This window comes from Citrobacter sp. wls708, from assembly GCF_005281255.1.
Classification (GTDB): Bacteria; Pseudomonadota; Gammaproteobacteria; order Enterobacterales; family Enterobacteriaceae; genus Citrobacter; species Citrobacter werkmanii.
In genome coordinates this window covers 525,769-542,064 of sequence record NZ_SZXE01000015.1, presented here as the reverse complement: position 1 = coordinate 542,064, position 16,296 = coordinate 525,769, and the positions used below count along the sequence as shown (strand labels likewise).

Annotated in this window: 11 protein-coding genes; 7 read left to right on the top strand and 4 right to left on the bottom strand. The window is 52.1% G+C overall.

The features are described from left to right. Positions 1-37: 37 nt before the first annotated feature. Positions 38-1,423: an acetoacetate metabolism transcriptional regulator AtoC gene (gene atoC, locus FDW97_RS07840; RefSeq protein ID WP_137350866.1), complete on the bottom strand. Its 1,386-nt coding sequence runs from the start codon at positions 1,421-1,423 to the stop codon at positions 38-40. Then, the gene (rcsD, locus tag FDW97_RS23625) at positions 1,420-4,224 is read right to left on the bottom strand and encodes a phosphotransferase RcsD (protein WP_137350865.1); all 2,805 of its coding nucleotides are present in this window, start codon (positions 4,222-4,224) and stop codon (positions 1,420-1,422) included. Before rcsD ends, atoC begins: the two co-directional genes overlap by 4 nt. 741 nt (positions 4,225-4,965) lie before the next feature. Between rcsD and FDW97_RS07830 the strand changes: the two genes are divergently transcribed. From FDW97_RS07830 to mgtE, 6 genes are all read left to right on the top strand, one after another. Then, positions 4,966-6,066: a porin OmpC gene (locus FDW97_RS07830; protein ID WP_137350864.1), complete on the top strand. Its 1,101-nt coding sequence runs from the start codon at positions 4,966-4,968 to the stop codon at positions 6,064-6,066. 116 nt (positions 6,067-6,182) lie between these two features. Beyond that, positions 6,183-7,235: an FAD:protein FMN transferase ApbE gene (gene apbE, locus FDW97_RS07820; protein WP_137350863.1), complete on the top strand. Its 1,053-nt coding sequence runs from the start codon at positions 6,183-6,185 to the stop codon at positions 7,233-7,235. Between the two features lie 79 nt (positions 7,236-7,314). Beyond that, positions 7,315-8,379 carry a bifunctional DNA-binding transcriptional regulator/O6-methylguanine-DNA methyltransferase Ada gene (gene ada / locus FDW97_RS07815; protein ID WP_137350862.1) on the top strand — a complete coding sequence of 355 codons (1,065 nt, stop codon included), beginning with the start codon at positions 7,315-7,317 and terminating at the stop codon, positions 8,377-8,379. Then, complete coding sequence (gene alkB / locus FDW97_RS07810) at positions 8,379-9,029, top strand: DNA oxidative demethylase AlkB (protein ID WP_137350861.1); 651 nt, start codon at positions 8,379-8,381, stop codon at positions 9,027-9,029. The genes ada and alkB overlap by 1 nt, the downstream gene beginning before the upstream one ends. Before the next feature lie 75 nt (positions 9,030-9,104). Then, on the top strand, positions 9,105-10,748 hold the full coding sequence (locus FDW97_RS07805; protein ID WP_137350860.1) for a multidrug ABC transporter permease/ATP-binding protein: 1,644 nt from the start codon (positions 9,105-9,107) through the stop codon (positions 10,746-10,748). 105 nt (positions 10,749-10,853) lie between these two features. After that, positions 10,854-12,290, top strand: coding sequence for a magnesium transporter (mgtE, locus tag FDW97_RS07800; RefSeq protein WP_069323415.1), 1,437 nt, complete (start codon positions 10,854-10,856; stop codon positions 12,288-12,290). Here the strand turns inward: mgtE and FDW97_RS07795 are convergent. Continuing rightward, entirely contained in the window at positions 12,253-13,497 is a 1,245-nt protein-coding gene (locus FDW97_RS07795; RefSeq protein ID WP_137350859.1) for a SulP family inorganic anion transporter, read from the bottom strand. The two genes, mgtE and FDW97_RS07795, sit on opposite strands and share 38 nt — an antisense overlap. Positions 13,498-13,774: 277 nt before the next feature. Here FDW97_RS07795 and mqo point away from each other — a divergent pair, with 277 nt between their 5' ends. Next, complete coding sequence (mqo, locus tag FDW97_RS07790; protein ID WP_085047851.1) at positions 13,775-15,436, top strand: malate dehydrogenase (quinone); 1,662 nt, start codon at positions 13,775-13,777, stop codon at positions 15,434-15,436. A gap of 93 nt (positions 15,437-15,529) precedes the next feature. Here the strand turns inward: mqo and eco are convergent, their stop codons facing one another. Next, a complete protein-coding gene (gene eco / locus FDW97_RS07785; RefSeq protein ID WP_038643271.1) occupies positions 15,530-16,027 on the bottom strand; it encodes a serine protease inhibitor ecotin in 498 nt (165 codons plus the stop codon). Between the last annotated feature and the right edge of the window lie 269 nt (positions 16,028-16,296).

Below are 16,296 nucleotides of genomic sequence, written 5' to 3'. Positions count from 1 at the left end.
GCGCAGTGTGCAAAATTCTGCATAGCAAATTTGCGTATCAGGAACCCGAAGGGTCGATGCCGTACTCTTGTAATTTATACATCAGGGCGCGTCGGCTAATCCCCAGCATCAACGCCGTGCGGGTGCGGTTTCCGTCCTGACTGTCGAGGACTTCGAGGATAATGCGTTTTTCCTCACGCTTAATCTCTTCTTTCAGATTGCGCTCCCCGGAGTGAGTCGGTTTTGTCTCTGTCGTGGCGCTCACCGGGTTGCGGAAAGCGTCGGGGAGATCGTCGGCAAAAATTATCGCGCCAGTATTCATAATGACGGCACGTTCGATGACGTTTGACAGTTCACGAATGTTACCCGGCCAGGACCAGGCGGTGAGCATCGACATTGCCGTCGGGTCGATCTCGATAATATCGCGCTGATTTTCAGCGCTGAATTTTTGTAAAAAGTGGTTGGCGAGTAAGGCAATGTCTTCACGACGCTCGCGTAAGGGAGGCAAAGTTAAATGGATAACGTTGAGCCGGTAAAACAGGTCTTCGCGAAACGTTCCTTCCTTCACCATGGTTTGCAGGCAGCGGTTGGTGGCGGCGACGATACGAATATCAACGCGAATGGTCTGGTGCCCGCCGATGCGTTCAAACTCTCTCTCCTGCAAAATACGCAGCAGTTTGGCCTGCAACACCAGCGGCATCTCACCAATTTCATCAAGCAACAGCGTTCCCTGATGAGCGCGCTCGAATAACCCCTGACGCAACGTCTGTGCTCCGGTAAAAGCGCCTTTTTCGTGACCAAATAGCTCGCTTTCCAGCAGCGACTCCGGCAGAGCCGCGCAGTTAACTTTGATAAATGGGCCATTGGCGCGTTTGCTGTTGTAGTGAATGGCGCGGGCGATCAGCTCTTTTCCTGTGCCGCTTTCACCGCTTATCAGAACATTGGCCTGTGAGAGGGCGATTTTCGCCGTGTCTTTACAGATATCCATCATACGCGGACTGTTGGTCAGAATATGCCCCCACTGCCAGCTGGTGCTCAACGCTTTGTGTAGATTGCGGATTTCCTGTTTCATCTCCTGCAGTTGCAAGGCGCGTTGAATCACCATGCTTAGCTCGTCGAGATCAAAGGGCTTAATCACGTAATCAAATGCGCCGCTACGTAGCGCTTCTACGGCGGTTTCGACTTCGGCATAGGCGGTCATCAGAATGACGGGGATGCGTGGTTGTTGGGCGCGCATCACTTTCAGCGCGTCGATGCCGTCCATCTCCGGCATGCGAATATCCATCAGCACGATGTCTGGCTGCGTTTCGCTAAACAGGCTCAGCGCGGCTTTCCCGTCGCTGGCGCAATGCGTTTCATGCCCTTGCAGGGAAAATGCGGTGGCAAGCATACGGCGAACATTTTCTTCATCATCAACGATGAGAATACGGTATGTCGTTTTCATTCTGACGGATTTCCCAGCGGGTTAAGAGGTAAAATCAGGGTAAATATCGCCCCACAGCCAGGCTGGCTGGTTACGTGGATATCCCCCTGATGCGCATTGATAATGCGCTGGCTCAGCGCCAGTCCAAGACCAGTGCCTGATGCTTTCGTTGTAAAAAAGGGATCGAATATTTTCTTCTGAATGGCGAGATCGATACCATTGCCATTATCTTCAATCATCACGGCCTGTTGTGAGGCCGAGTATTGCCAGGTGCGAATGCGAATTTCGCCTCGCGCAGCGATCGCCTGTACTGCATTGATTAAAATGTTGAGGATCACCTGCTTGAGGAGTTCGCGATCGGCGACGATCGGCGGCAGGCTGGGATCTAATTCCGTGGTAAAACCAATCCGTGCCTGAAGGCCGGCGGTTTGCACCAGGATTAGCGTCTCTTCAATCAACGCATTGAGCTGAATCTGCTGCCACTGGCTTTGTCGCGGACGTGAAAAATCTAACAGCTGTTGAATAACTTTATTGATGGAATCAATTTCGTTAAGCACAACAGATAAATACTCCTGATGTTCCGGCAGGGAGGTTTGCTGGCGGATGATCTGGACGTAGCCACGGATTGCGGTCAGCGGGTTTCTCACTTCATGCGCGACCCCGGCCATCAGTTCACCCAGAGTGGCGAGCCTTTCGGTTTGCGCCAACCGACGCTGGGTCTCTTTCCGGGCGGTTAAATCGGAGAAAATAACCAGCGCTCCAATCAGTTCGCCGTGTGCGTTATGGATCCGGCTGGTGGTAACACTTATCTCAATGGTGCGTTCACGTCCCGGAAAGCTAATCTCCTGAGCCACGTGCTCAGTACCGTGCTCGAGAGTATCCAGTACCGGGCTATGAAACTGCGTGTTGGCAAACAGCGTCGCATAAGATTGACCCACCAGTTCATGCAGCGAGTAACCCGTTATCTGCTCTGCCGCCGGGTTCATGGTGGTGACGTCACCTTGTCTGTCGATGGCGATCACACCATCTGCGGCATTATCAACCTCCAGTGTGATTTTACCAATCTGCGTGGTGGTTACCGCATATTGAATCAGCAACAGCAAAATACGACGCAGGGCATCGCGGTCGCCACGGCGTTCGTCATGAGCGCTAAGGTGATTTTTAATCAGTAGCTGCAGCCCTTTACGCTTAATAGCCGGCAACACCTCCGGGACCACGTCGTCAATCAACGCCTGCACGGAAAACAGCGTCGATTCACCTTTCCAGGCGTCGCTTTCCAGCAAGTTAGCCAACTGGATTTCATCCACCATGCGAACCAGAACGTCGGCCTGATTGGCCAGTTTTTGGCTGTCGGGGGTATTGAGCGCGGCGGCATTAGCAGCCAGTGTTTTAGCCGGGTCCTTCAGCGCATTACCAATATTCTGCATAAAGGCCGCGCGGGCCTGCTGGTTTTTCTCATACAGCCGCTGCGCTTGCTTCAACTTCTTATTAACCAGTACTTCACGGTCCTGGTCACGAATGATAAAGATCTGCGTTCGCGATGAGATCTGGCTGCGAAACAGCCTGATTTCATACAATTCATTATTGATAGTGGCCTGAATAACGCCCTGATGTTGTTCCGCCATACTGGTAATATTTTGCAGATTTAAATGCGGCAGCAGGTGGTCGGCAATTTTATTGCTAATTACCGTGCGGTTGGCTTCTTGATCGTGCACCAACAATCCCAGCGGCAGCAGGGAAACAATCTCTTCATTGATCGCACGCAGGATCCGCAGTTCATTATTTGCCGCATGATTTGGCGCCACTTCGGTTGAACGGGCAGGGAGGTGACGAAAGGTGGTATAACCAAACAGCGCCAGGGCCAGCAACGCGATGTTCAGTAACAGCGGCAGCAGAATGTTTTGCAGCGTATCGAGTAGCAATGAGCCAAATGGAACCTGCCAGACCAGCCGCATATCCGTCGTGTCCAGCGCCGATGAGATCTCAATTTTACTGTTGTTGAAGCTAATACTGACGCTGTCAGGCGACTCTTTTTCATTAACATGTTCAGTCGTTGAGCTGGCATCAGGTACCAGATGGAAACTGTCCAGCGGCATGCCGGCAGGGATCAGGTCATTAATCGGCAGGTCAAAGGCGACAACCGTTGCCAGATGTCCCGGCTGATTAAAGGTCGTGCGCAGCGTGAAGTAATGTCCGTTTTGCCAGACCAGACGGCGCAACGACGAGAAGCTTTCGCGCTCATCCAGCGCATTGGCCTGCTGCAACATTTCAGCGCGCCGGGAGTCGACAATATTACCGATCGTCGATTCCTTAAAGCCGGAAGTCAGATCTTTTAGCGGCAATGTTGAGATAAGGATCAGGCTATTGTCCTGACCATTAAGGTAATACATTGACCATGGAATATTTTCCGCGCCCCACAGCGTATCCAGATAGGTTGAGATTCGTTGGGTCATCTCCAGCGTAGAGCTGTCATGCGAGCCGAAAATCAGCGCCTCGGTTTTTCTGCGAGGTTTTTCAAGATAGTAGACATCTTGTTTCAGGCGAGTTTCCTGCAGCCCTTCTGCGCCAGGCGAGCTCGGCGTGGCGGCAATATTGTCATAAATTTGCCAGGTCACGTATCGCCAGGTATCGACCCTTTTATGAATGGCATGGGTGATATCGACAATCTGATAGCTCTTATCCTTTAGCCAGGTATTGACGGCGCTCTGGACCATGACGCCCATCATCACCAACAGCACCACGATCAGTAATAAGAAGTAACGGGTAATATTTCCCGGTAGTAGGGAGAATCGGGTAGAAGCCGTTGTGTCAGACTGACTCATTCGTGTTTATGACCTGTTAAACGACGCGAAAGTTGAAGGGGCAGTATAAAGGGTAATGTATGAATTGCCATACCTGGACCATGCCACAGAGTTTGCATTGTCTACGTCACATTTTGCTGCAACCCTTGATGGTGCAAAGGTGTACAGCGGATAATAACGGGTACAAATATTTTGTAATGAATGTATACATTTAGCATTAAATAACAAGAAATTAATAATAAGGTTTATTTCTGATCTCGACGTGACGGGATGATTAATAGACGTGATAGTTTTTCATCGGTAGCACAGAGCAGTCAGTTTTGTGTAAAGAAGAGTAAAAAAAAACCGAACGCAGAGCATTCGGTTGAAATAGGGGTAAACAGACATTCATGAATGAATGACGGTAATAAATAAAGTTAATGATGATAGCGAGTCTATTTTAGTTGCGAGTGAAGATTTTTTTTTATCATTCAGTGCTATGGTTGTGTTTTGTTTAATTCATTGATTTATATGTATTTTATAATGATTCTTGACTATTTGTGCTTATTCTCTCCATTTTCTTAATTAAAAAAAGTTCCCTTTTGTTAATATTTTGAAACATCTACATAGATAAATGAAACATCTTTAAAGTATTAGTATCATATTCGTGTTGGATTATTCTGTGTTTTTGCGGAGAATGAAGTTGCCGACTGGTTAATGAGGGTTAGCCAGTGAGCAGTGGCATAAAAAAGCAATAAAGGCATATAACAGAGGGTTAATAACATGAAAGTTAAAGTACTGTCCCTCCTGGTACCGGCTCTGCTGGTAGCAGGCGCAGCAAATGCGGCTGAAATTTACAACAAAGACGGCAACAAATTAGACCTGTACGGTAAAGTCGATGGTCTGCACTATTTCTCTGATGACTCTTCTAAAGATGGTGATCAGACCTATATGCGTATCGGCTTCAAAGGCGAAACCCAGGTTAACGACCAACTGACCGGTTACGGCCAGTGGGAATACCAGATCATGGGTAACTCCTCTGAAAACGAAAACAACGCCTGGACCCGTGTGGCGTTTGCTGGTCTGAAGTTCGCTGATGCAGGTTCTTTCGACTATGGTCGTAACTACGGCGTGGTTTACGACGTAACGTCCTGGACCGACGTTCTGCCGGAATTCGGCGGTGACACCTATGGTGCGGACAACTTCATGCAGCAGCGTGGTAACGGCTTCGCGACCTACCGTAACACCGACTTCTTCGGTCTGGTTGATGGCCTGAACTTTGCCATTCAGTACCAGGGTAAAAACGGTAGCCCGGAAGGCGAAGGCATGACGGGTGTGACCGGCAACGGTCGTGATGCACTGAATCAGAACGGCGACGGCGTTGGCGGATCTATCACCTATGATATCGGTGAAGGCTTCTCCCTGGGTACTGCAGTCACCAGCTCTAAACGTACTGACGAGCAGAACAAGCTGAACTTCGGTACTGGCGATCGTGCTGAAACTTACACTGGTGGTCTGAAATACGACGCGAACAACGTGTACCTGGCAGCACAGTACACCCAGACCTACAACGCAACGCGTGCGGGTAAACTGGGCTGGGCTAACAAAGCACAGAACTTCGAAGCTGTTGCGCAGTACCAGTTCGACTTCGGTCTGCGTCCGTCTGTGGCTTACCTGCAGTCTAAAGGTAAAGACCTGAACAATGGTTACGGTGACCAGGACATCGTGAAATATGTTGATGTTGGCGCAACCTACTACTTCAACAAAAACATGTCCACCTATGTTGATTACAAAATCAACCTGCTGGATGACAACCAGTTCACCCGTGATGCTGGCATCTCTACCGATGATATCGTAGCACTGGGCCTGGTTTACCAGTTCTAATCTGCGCTTATTATTGTTAAAAGGCCCTGCGGGGCCTTTTTTAATGCTTTTTTTCCGCCGTACAAACAACGATTTTTGGTGTACTCTTGCGCCCGTTCGCATGAGGATAATTACGTATGGAAATGAATTTTTATCGCGCAGCGCTGCTGGCTGTGACGATCTTTTTTGTCGGGTGCGATGAGGCCCCGAAACCGGCTCAGACCGCACAATCCGCCACCGTTCTGGAAGGTAAAACGATGGGCACCTTCTGGCGGGTCAGCGCGGTGGGCGTGGATGCCAAACGCGCCAGGGAGTTGCAGGCGAAGATCCAGACTCAGCTTGATGCTGACGATCAGCTTCTTTCAACCTATAAAAATGATTCTGCCCTGATGCGCTTTAATCTGTCGAAAAGCTTGTCGCCGTGGCCGGTCAATGACGCTATGGCGGATATCGTCACGTCGGCGCTGAGAATTGGCGCGAAAACCGATGGGGCGATGGATATCACCGTGGGACCGTTGGTCAACCTGTGGGGTTTCGGTCCGTATCAGCAACCCGTACACATTCCCACTCAGGCGCAAATTGACGCCGCAAAAGCGCAAACCGGACTTTCACATTTGAAAGTGATTAATGAGGCTCATCGGGATTACCTGCAAAAAGACTTGCCGGATCTGTATGTGGATCTGTCTACCGTTGGTGAAGGTTATGCCGCCGATCATCTGGCGCGACTGATGGAGCAAGAGGGGATCGCCCGTTATCTGGTTTCCGTTGGCGGTGCGCTAAACAGCCGTGGTATGAATGCGGAAGGCCATCCATGGCGGGTGGCGATCCAGAAACCCACCGATCGTGAAAACGCGGTGCAAGCGGTTGTCGACATTAACGGGCACGGCATCAGTACCTCCGGTAGCTACCGTAACTATTACGAGCTGGACGGTAAACGCCTGTCGCATGTTATCGATCCGCAAACGGGGCGTCCGATCGAACACAATCTGGTGTCTGTGACGGTGATAGCCCCTACGGCGCTGGAGGCTGACGGCTGGGATACCGGTTTGATGGTGCTCGGCCCGGAAAAGGCCAAAGAAGTGGTGCGTCGTGAAGGGCTGGCGGTCTATATGATTGTGAAAGAGGGGCAAGGGTTTAAAACCTGGATGTCGCCGCAGTTTAAAAGCTTTCTGCTCAGCGAAAAAAATTAAAAAGCAAGATTGCGGGTTTTTATACCTGGCTATCAGGACACACTGAGGCTAAGCGCTATGCTTAACAAAGGAGTCCATAATGAAAAGTCGTTTACGCATAACGGATGATGACCGCTGGCAGTCTGTTGTGGATCGTGATGCTGACGCCGACGGTCAGTTTGTTTTCGCCGTCCACACCACCGGTATTTTCTGCCGTCCGTCCTGTCGGGCGAAACATGCGCTGCGCAAAAATGTCAGTTTCTTTGCTGATGCCCAGCAGGCGCAGGCCGCCGGGTTTCGGCCCTGTAAACGCTGCCAGCCGGATAAAGACAGCGCGCAGCAGCATCGGCTGGACAAAATAGCCCACGCCTGTCAGTTGCTGGAGCAGGAGTCGCCCCTCACGCTGGATGAGCTGGCGCAGCAGGTGGCGATGAGCCCGTATCACTTGCACCGTCTGTTTAAAGCCACGACGGGCATGACCCCGAAAGCGTGGCAGCAGTCCTGGCGCGCTCGTCGTCTGCGCGATGCCCTGGCAAAAGGGGCGCCAGTAACCGAGGCGATTTTGAACGCCGGATTCCCCGACAGCAGCAGTTATTACCGACAAGCGGATCAGGCACTAGGTATGACCGCCAGGCAATTTCGCAAAGGCGGCGACAACGTTTCTGTGCGCTATACCCTGACAGATTGCGCCCTGGGGCGTTGCCTGGTGGCGGAAAGCGAACGCGGTATCTGCGCGATCTTGCTGGGTGATGATGATGCTACATTGGTCGCGGAACTGCATGAGCTGTTTCCCGCCGCTCAGGATGAAGCAGCCGATGCTGATTTCCAGCAGCATGTGCGTGAGGTCATCGCCGTGATCAATACGCGCAATACGCCACTGTCGCTGCCGCTGGATATCCGCGGGACCGCATTCCAGCTGCAGGTGTGGCAGGCGCTGCGCGCAATCCCATGTGGTAAGACGGTTAGTTACCAGCAGTTAGCCAGCGCCATCGGTAAACCGAAAGCGGTGCGCGCGGTGGCCAGCGCCTGCGGAGCCAACAAACTGGCGATTGTCATCCCGTGTCACCGGGTGATCCGTAATGATGGCGCGCTTTCGGGCTACCGCTGGGGTATTGCGCGCAAAGCGCAGTTACTGCAACGAGAAACTACTGGGGAGGAAACGTAATGCTTGATCTCTTTGCGGATGAGAAACCCTGGCAGGAACCGCTGGCATCCGGCGCGGTAATTTTGCGGCGTTTTGCCTTTGAGTCCGCACCGTCTTTGCTGCAGGCGATCGCGGCTGTCGCCCGACAGTCGCCGTTTCGCCAGATGGTGACGCCCGGCGGTTACACGATGTCGGTGGCGATGACCAACTGCGGTCATTTGGGCTGGACGACGGATCAACATGGCTACCTTTATTCTCCGTTTGACCCGCTTTCCGGTGCGCCATGGCCGCCGATGCCGGATGCTTTCGCTGCGCTGTGCCAGCAGGCGGCAACGGCGGCGGGCTATGCCGATTTTCAACCCGATGCCTGCCTTATTAACCGCTACACGCCAGGGGCGAAACTGTCATTACATCAGGATAAAGACGAACCTGACCTGCGGGCGCCTATCGTTTCTGTTTCGCTGGGGTTATCGGCCATCTTTCAGTTTGGCGGTTTGCGCCGTAATGACCCTTTAAAACGTTTACTGCTGGAGCATGGCGATGTCGTGGTATGGGGTGGGAACTCACGGCTGTTTTATCATGGGATCCAGCCGCTTAAGACAGGGTATCATCCGTTAACCGGTGACTGTCGTTACAATCTGACGTTTCGCCAGGCTGGTAAAAAAGAATAAAAATAAGAATTATTATTGCTGTCGGCAAAGAGATGTTTAAACTGCGGGCTGTTATTACTTGTCCGGGTTGTTTGCATGGAACTTTTACTTCTTGTCTGGCGGCAGTATCGCTGGCCATTTATCAGCGTCATGGCGCTCAGCCTCGCCAGCGCTGCATTGGGAATTGGGCTGATTGCGTTTATTAACCAGCGCCTGATTGAAACGGTCGACACCACGTTGATGGTGCTGCCGGAGTTTCTTGGCCTGCTGCTATTGTTGATGATTGTTACCCTTGGCTCACAGCTGGCGTTAACCACGCTGGGACACCACTTTGTTTACCGCCTGCGTAGTGAATTTATCAAGCGTATTCTGGACACCCACGTCGAGCGTATCGAACAACTTGGCAGCGCCTCGTTGCTGGCCGGTTTAACCAGCGATATCCGCAACATCACCATTGCTTTTGTTCGTCTGCCTGAGCTGGTGCAGGGGATTATCCTGACTATTGGGTCGGCGGCGTATCTGGCGATGCTATCAACCAAAATGCTGCTGGTGACGGCAATCTGGATGGCAATCACCATCTGGGGCGGGTTTGTGCTGGTTGCGCGGGTATATAAACATATGGCGACCCTGCGCGAAACAGAAGACAAATTGTACAACGATTACCAGACGGTGCTGGAAGGGCGCAAAGAGTTGACGCTCAACCGCGAGCGCGCCGAGCATATCTTTAATCAATTATACGTCCCGGACGCTAAAGAATATCGTCACCATATTATCCGTGCCGATACCTTCCACCTCAGCGCGGTGAACTGGTCGAACATTATGATGCTGGGCGCCATTGGCCTGGTGTTCTGGATGGCTAACAGTCTGGGCTGGGCGGATACCGCCGTGGCGGCGACCTATTCGCTGACGCTGTTATTCCTGCGTACGCCGCTGCTTTCTGCCGTTGGCGCATTGCCGACGCTGCTCACCGCACAGGTCGCTTTTAACAAGCTGAATAAATTCTCACTGGCGCCCTTTAAGGCCGAATTCCCGCGACCAACCGCGTTTCCGGACTGGCAAACGCTGGAGCTGCGTAACGTGGTATTCCACTATCAGGATAATGCGTTCTCTGTCGGACCGGTAAATCTGACTATTCGTCGCGGGGAACTGATCTTCCTGATTGGCGGCAATGGTAGCGGGAAATCCACACTGGCTATGTTACTCACCGGGTTGTATCAGCCGCAGTCAGGCGAGATCCTGCTCGACGGCAAAGCGGTTGCTGTCGAAAAACCAGAGGACTATCGCAAGCTGTTCTCCGCCGTGTTTACCGACGTCTGGTTGTTCGACAAACTGCTCGGTCCGGAAGGTAAAGAGGCCGATCCGGCACTGGTGGCGAAGTGGCTGGAACATCTGAAGATGGGTCACAAGCTTGAGCTGAACGATGGGCGTATTCTCAATCTCAAGCTGTCGAAAGGGCAGAAAAAACGCGTGGCGCTGCTGCTGGCGCTGGCGGAGGAGCGTGACATTATTCTGCTGGATGAATGGGCTGCCGATCAGGACCCGCACTTCCGCCGTGAGTTCTATCAGGTGTTATTGCCGCTGATGCAGGAAATGGGTAAAACCATCTTCGCTATTAGCCATGACGATCACTATTTTGTTCACGCCGATCGTCTGTTGGAGATGCGTAACGGACAGTTAAGTGAATTAGTGGGTAATGAGCGTGACGCCGCCTCGCGAGATGCCGTCGCTCGTACTGCGTAATCCCTGCAACCGCCGGTTTTTTAGCCGCCCGGCGGTTGCGTTTATTGTTATTTACATAAATCGGCATCATGATTAATGATATTTCATATCATGGATTTATGATTAATGTCCGCATTCAACAAAAACAGCGCCAGACTGCGTGATGAAGAGCGTGCGCGCCTCATCTGGCTGCTGACCACTGATAAAGCCATTATTTCCACGCTGTTGGGCAAGCTTACCCTGGCTGAGCAATATGACGTCGGTACCTTAGCCGACGATATTGCTGAGGTAGGGGCGCTGGTGGCGCACCTGCCGCCGCCCGATCTGGCCGATACCCTCGAAGCATTACCTTCTGAAGAGCGCCACGCCCTGTGGCGGCTGGTCCAAAATGAAAAACGCGGTAACGTCCTGCTTGAGGCGTCAGAAAACGTCTGGGACGATCTGATTGATGAGATGAGCGACCGCGAGCTGCTGGATGCCCTGCAATATCTCGACATCGATGAACAGATTTATCTGGTCCAGCATCTGCCGCGTAATCTCACAGGCCGTCTGCTGGCAACGTTACCCGCAGAGGAGCGGGCGCGCGTGCGCCAGGTGTTGCACTATGAGAAGAATCGCGTCGGTGCGATTATGGAGTTCGAAGTCATCACCGTGCGCCCGGACGTGACGCTGGAAGTGGTGCAGCGCTATTTACGGCGGCTGGGCAGGATGCCGGAGAACACCGATAAACTTTTCGTAACCGATCGCAATAAGGTGCTGGTCGGCGAACTGACGCTAACCTGTATCCTGCTCAATGATGTGCAGCGTAAAGTCAGCGAGGTGATGGAAGATGACCCACTCACCTTTTCCCCGGAAGACATTGCCGAAAACGCCGCGCGTACATTCGAACGTGACAACCTGGTCAGTGCCGCGGTGGTTGATCCTGCCGGTAAGTTGATGGGCCGTTTGACCATTGATGAGATCGTTGATGTGGTATACGAAGAGACCGATACCGATCTGCGTCGAATGGGGGGCTTGAGCGCCGAAGAGGATGTGTTTGCTCCTGTTACCAAAGCGGTAAAAACCCGCTGGGCATGGTTGGCCATTAATCTCTGTACCGCCTTTATCGCCTCGCGGGTCATTGATGGCTTTGAACATACGATCTCGCAACTGGTGGCGCTGGCCTCGCTGATGCCGATTGTGGCAGGGATCGGCGGCAATACCGGAAATCAAACTATTACCATGATTGTTCGCGCGTTGGCGCTACAAAATATTCAGCCGGGAAACCTGACATTTTTGATCCTGCGCGAGATGGGCGTGGCGCTGGTAAATGGCCTCGTCTGGGGTGGGATTATGGGCGGCATTACCTGGTGGCTGTACGATGATATGGCGCTCGGCGGCGTGATGACCCTGGCGATGATGCTTAATCTGCTGATGGCGGCGTTGATGGGGGTGATTATTCCCATGACGATGGTGAAGCTCGGGCGCGACCCGGCGGTCGGCTCAAGCGTCATGATTACGGCAATCACCGATACCGGCGGTTTCTTTATTTTTCTCGGTCTGGCAACGCTATTTCTGATGTAGCCGCGCGTTTACGTCTGACGATGCGCGGCAGGATGAGCATCGTCATCACCCCGGCAACCACGCCAATCGCCAGGTTGCCGGTAGCGACCGTTGCGCCGACGGTTATCAGCATGACCAGCGTTTCAGTAACGGGGATTTTCGTCAGTGTCGCGGGCTGGATACTCTGCCAACTGAAGGTTTTCACCGCCACAATCACCATAATTCCCGCCAGCACCGACATGGGTATTTTCGCCATGACTTCGCTCAACGCGGTGACTAGCAGCAGCAACACCAGCCCGGCGGCAATCGTCGAAACGCGGCTGCGTCCTTTGCCCATCTCGACGTTAACGATGGTCTGACCAATCATCGCGCACCCGGCAATGCCGCCATAAAATCCGGCCAGAATATTGGCTATCCCCAGTCCAGTGCTCTCTCGATTCTTATTCGACGGTGTCACCGTCAGATCATCTACCAGACGGGCGGTTAACAGCGACTCCATCAAACCGACAAAAGCGATGCTCAGCGCACAGGGCCAGATAATGGCCAATGTTTGCAGGTTGAGCGGCACTAACAACTGCGTTAACCCCGGAAGGCTACCGCTCATTGAACCTCCATCACCGACGGTTGGTAACAGTTGCCCACTGCTTACAGTAAATATCGTCAGCAGCACGATGGCGATAAGCGGCGCGGGGATTGTTTTAATCAATCGCGGAACCCACAGCACAATCAGCAGCGTCAGGATAAACAGTCCCCAGATTAGCGGGCTTTTCCCCCAGAAATGCGGGACCTGGGCAAAGAAAATCAAAATGCCCAGGGCGTTGACAAAGCCGGTCATGACGGCTGTAGGAATGAATCGCATCAGACGCGCCATCCCTGATACGCCAAACAGGATCTGAATCATCCCAGCCAGCACCACCGCAGGCAGAATGTACTGCACGCCATGTTGATGCACCATCGGACCAATCACCAGCGCAACCGACCCTGCCGCGGCGGTAACCATTGCCGGACGGCCGCCTAAAAAAGACATTGCCAGGCACAACACGACGGAAGCGATCAGGCTGACTTTAGGATCGACGCCCGCAATAACGGAAAAAGAGATCACTTCCGGGATCAGCGCCAGGGCGGTTACCACCCCCGCCAGCGTTTCTCGTACCAACAGGCGGGGTTGTCGCAGTACGGCGCGGGTGCTCTGTTCTGTCACCGCAGGGGAGGAGTGTGTTGCAGACATAGTAACTCTCAGGTCAGAAAGGGCCTGATAACAGCAGACCGACAGGCATCCGTGCGTGAATAGCAAAGCGCAGCATAGTACGCGTCTGGCGGGCAGGTTTCCAGAAGTGATTGTCAATAACCGTATAAATTATCAACGTATTAATAACATTTTTAAAATTAAAATATAATTTATAAACAATATTTAATTATTTTTACTTAAGTGTTACCGTTGGTGCCGCTCGATTTTCACCTGCATTAAAAGCAAAAAGCGATACTAAAAGTAAGGCATTAACATTATGAAAAAAGTGACTGCCATGCTCTTCACCATGGCTGTAGGGCTGAACGTTGTCTCAATGGCAGCAAAAGCGAAAGCGGCGGAAGAGCAGGAAACGGATGTACTGTTGATTGGCGGCGGTATCATGAGCGCCACGCTGGGAACCTATTTACAAGAGCTGGAGCCACAATGGTCAATGACCATGGTCGAGCGACTGGATGGCGTCGCTCAGGAAAGTTCGAACGGCTGGAACAACGCCGGAACCGGCCACTCCGCACTGATGGAGCTGAACTACACGCCTAAAAAGGCCGACGGTAGCATCAGCATTGAAAAGGCAGTCGAAATCAACGAAGCCTTCCAGATTTCCCGTCAGTTTTGGGCTTATCAGGTCAATAATGGTGTGATGCATGAACCGCGCTCATTTATCACTACCGTCCCGCATATGAGTTTTGTCTGGGGCGACGAGAACGTGAATTTCCTGCGCGCCCGTTACACCGCACTGCAGCAGAGCACCTTATTCCGTGGTATGCGTTATTCCGAAGATCACGCGCAGATTAAAGAGTGGGCGCCGCTGGTCATGGAAGGTCGCGATCCGAAACAGAAAGTCGCGGCAACACGCACCGAGATTGGTACTGACGTTAACTATGGTGAAATCACGCGCCAACTGATTGCCTCGTTGCAGAAGAAGCCCAACTTTGCGCTGCAACTGAGCACCGAAGTACGAGGCTTTAAGCGTAATGCAGACAATAGCTGGACCGTTACGGTCGCCGATCTGAAAAACAACGAAGCGGAACATGATATCAAGGCGAAGTTTGTCTTTATTGGTGCCGGTGGCGCTGCGCTGAAGCTGTTGCAGGAAACCGACATTCCAGAAGCGAAAGGCTATGCCGGATTCCCGGTTGGCGGCCAGTTCCTGGTGGCAGAAAACCCGGACGTAGTGAATCGCCACCTGGCGAAAGTGTATGGTCAGGCCTCTGTGGGCGCGCCGCCGATGTCGGTACCGCACATCGATACCCGTATCCTGGATGGCAAGCGTGTCGTGCTGTTTGGGCCATTCGCGACATTCTCCACCAAGTTCCTGAAAAACGGTTCATTGTGGGATCTGCTCAGCTCGACCACGACGTCGAACTTTATGCCGATGGTCAACGTAGGTCTGGATAACTTCGATCTGGTGAAATATCTGGTAAGTCAGGTGATGCTGAGCGATGACGACCGTTTTGCCGCACTGCAAGAATACTATCCGCAGGCGAAAAAAGAGGACTGGCGTCTATGGCAGGCGGGTCAGCGTGTGCAGATCATTAAAAGTGATGCAGAAAAGGGCGGCGTGCTACGTCTGGGAACTGAAGTGGTCAGCGATAAAGAAGGTACGATTGCTGCACTGCTGGGCGCTTCGCCTGGTGCATCAACCGCGGCGCCGATCATGCTGCATCTGATGGAAAAAGTGTTTAAAGATAAAGTCGCCAGCCCCGAGTGGCAGGCGAAGCTGAAAACGATTATTCCGTCTTATGGTACTAAACTGAACGGAAACGTTGAGGCAACTGAACAAGAGCTGCAATACACCAGCGAAGTTCTGGGTCTGAAATACGACAAGCCGCAGGTTGCCGATGAAGCGCCAAAACCGCAGTTGAAACCTCAGGCTCAACCGCAGCCTGAGCAGAAAGCTGTGGCGGATATCGCGCTGTAAATAAAATGCCGGATAAGCGCAGCGCTTATCCGGCCTGGTTCACGCGTCTGTAGGCCGGATAAGGCGGAACGCCGCCATCCGGCACATTCTCACTTAGCGCGCGACTGCGTCCTGAATCTTCTCTTCCGCTTTCCAGATACGGTATTTCACTTCCACGTTTTCTGGGGTGTAGACCACAATCGGCAACTTGCTGTTGTAGCGCAGCATACCGTCATCACCCAGATACGCGGTAATAAATTTCTTCTCTTTTTTACCGTCAGGGCAGGCCATCATGGTTGAAACCGGAGAGGTGACTTTGTCGAAAACATAGTAGTCGTATCCCCAACCTTCCAGCGTTTTGCTATCCAGTTCTCCGCCCAGGCGATGTTGGTTGCAGTCGACCTCCAGCGTCTGGCCGATCAATAGTTCTACTTTCAGGGTAGATTCATCTTTCTCAGGGGGAAGCTGGATTACCTGGCGCTTCATACCCTTTTCCGCTTTAGGATACGGGGCGACTTTTTCCAGCGGCTGAGCACCGGTATCGTTACTGCCAGCCCAGGCAGAGGTGCTGGCAAAGGCGGCGAAAAGCACGGCAGGGACAATTGTCTTCATCTTATTGTTCACAGTGTTTCCTTTCTTCTGTCTTATGAACGAGTCTCGGGCAGGTTAACATATTTGCATTATCTATTAATCTGGATTTACTTATATTTTCAGTGAGTATTTTAGCGTTGTTGGTTATGTGTAGCGATATATTCTAAGATTTATCTTAATTTTAAGATTATTCTCTTTGTGATGTATTCGTTGTGTAATTTATTATATAACCAATTGAAATGTGAGCAAAAGCGCATTTTTTCCCGTCAACTCAACACTCTTTTGATCCG

Coding starts and splice junctions, on each gene's coding strand:
- eco (WP_038643271.1), bottom strand. CDS start 16,027: ATGAAGACAATTGTCCCTGCCGTGCTTTTCGCCGCCTTTGCCAGCACC.
- FDW97_RS07805 (WP_137350860.1), top strand. CDS start 9,105: ATGGAACTTTTACTTCTTGTCTGGCGGCAGTATCGCTGGCCATTTATC.
- atoC (WP_137350866.1), bottom strand. CDS start 1,423: ATGAAAACGACATACCGTATTCTCATCGTTGATGATGAAGAAAATGTT.
- FDW97_RS07830 (WP_137350864.1), top strand. CDS start 4,966: ATGAAAGTTAAAGTACTGTCCCTCCTGGTACCGGCTCTGCTGGTAGCA.
- mgtE (WP_069323415.1), top strand. CDS start 10,854: ATGTCCGCATTCAACAAAAACAGCGCCAGACTGCGTGATGAAGAGCGT.
- apbE (WP_137350863.1), top strand. CDS start 6,183: ATGGAAATGAATTTTTATCGCGCAGCGCTGCTGGCTGTGACGATCTTT.
- alkB (WP_137350861.1), top strand. CDS start 8,379: ATGCTTGATCTCTTTGCGGATGAGAAACCCTGGCAGGAACCGCTGGCA.
- FDW97_RS07795 (WP_137350859.1), bottom strand. CDS start 13,497: ATGTCTGCAACACACTCCTCCCCTGCGGTGACAGAACAGAGCACCCGC.
- rcsD (WP_137350865.1), bottom strand. CDS start 4,224: ATGAGTCAGTCTGACACAACGGCTTCTACCCGATTCTCCCTACTACCG.
- ada (WP_137350862.1), top strand. CDS start 7,315: ATGAAAAGTCGTTTACGCATAACGGATGATGACCGCTGGCAGTCTGTT.
- mqo (WP_085047851.1), top strand. CDS start 13,775: ATGAAAAAAGTGACTGCCATGCTCTTCACCATGGCTGTAGGGCTGAAC.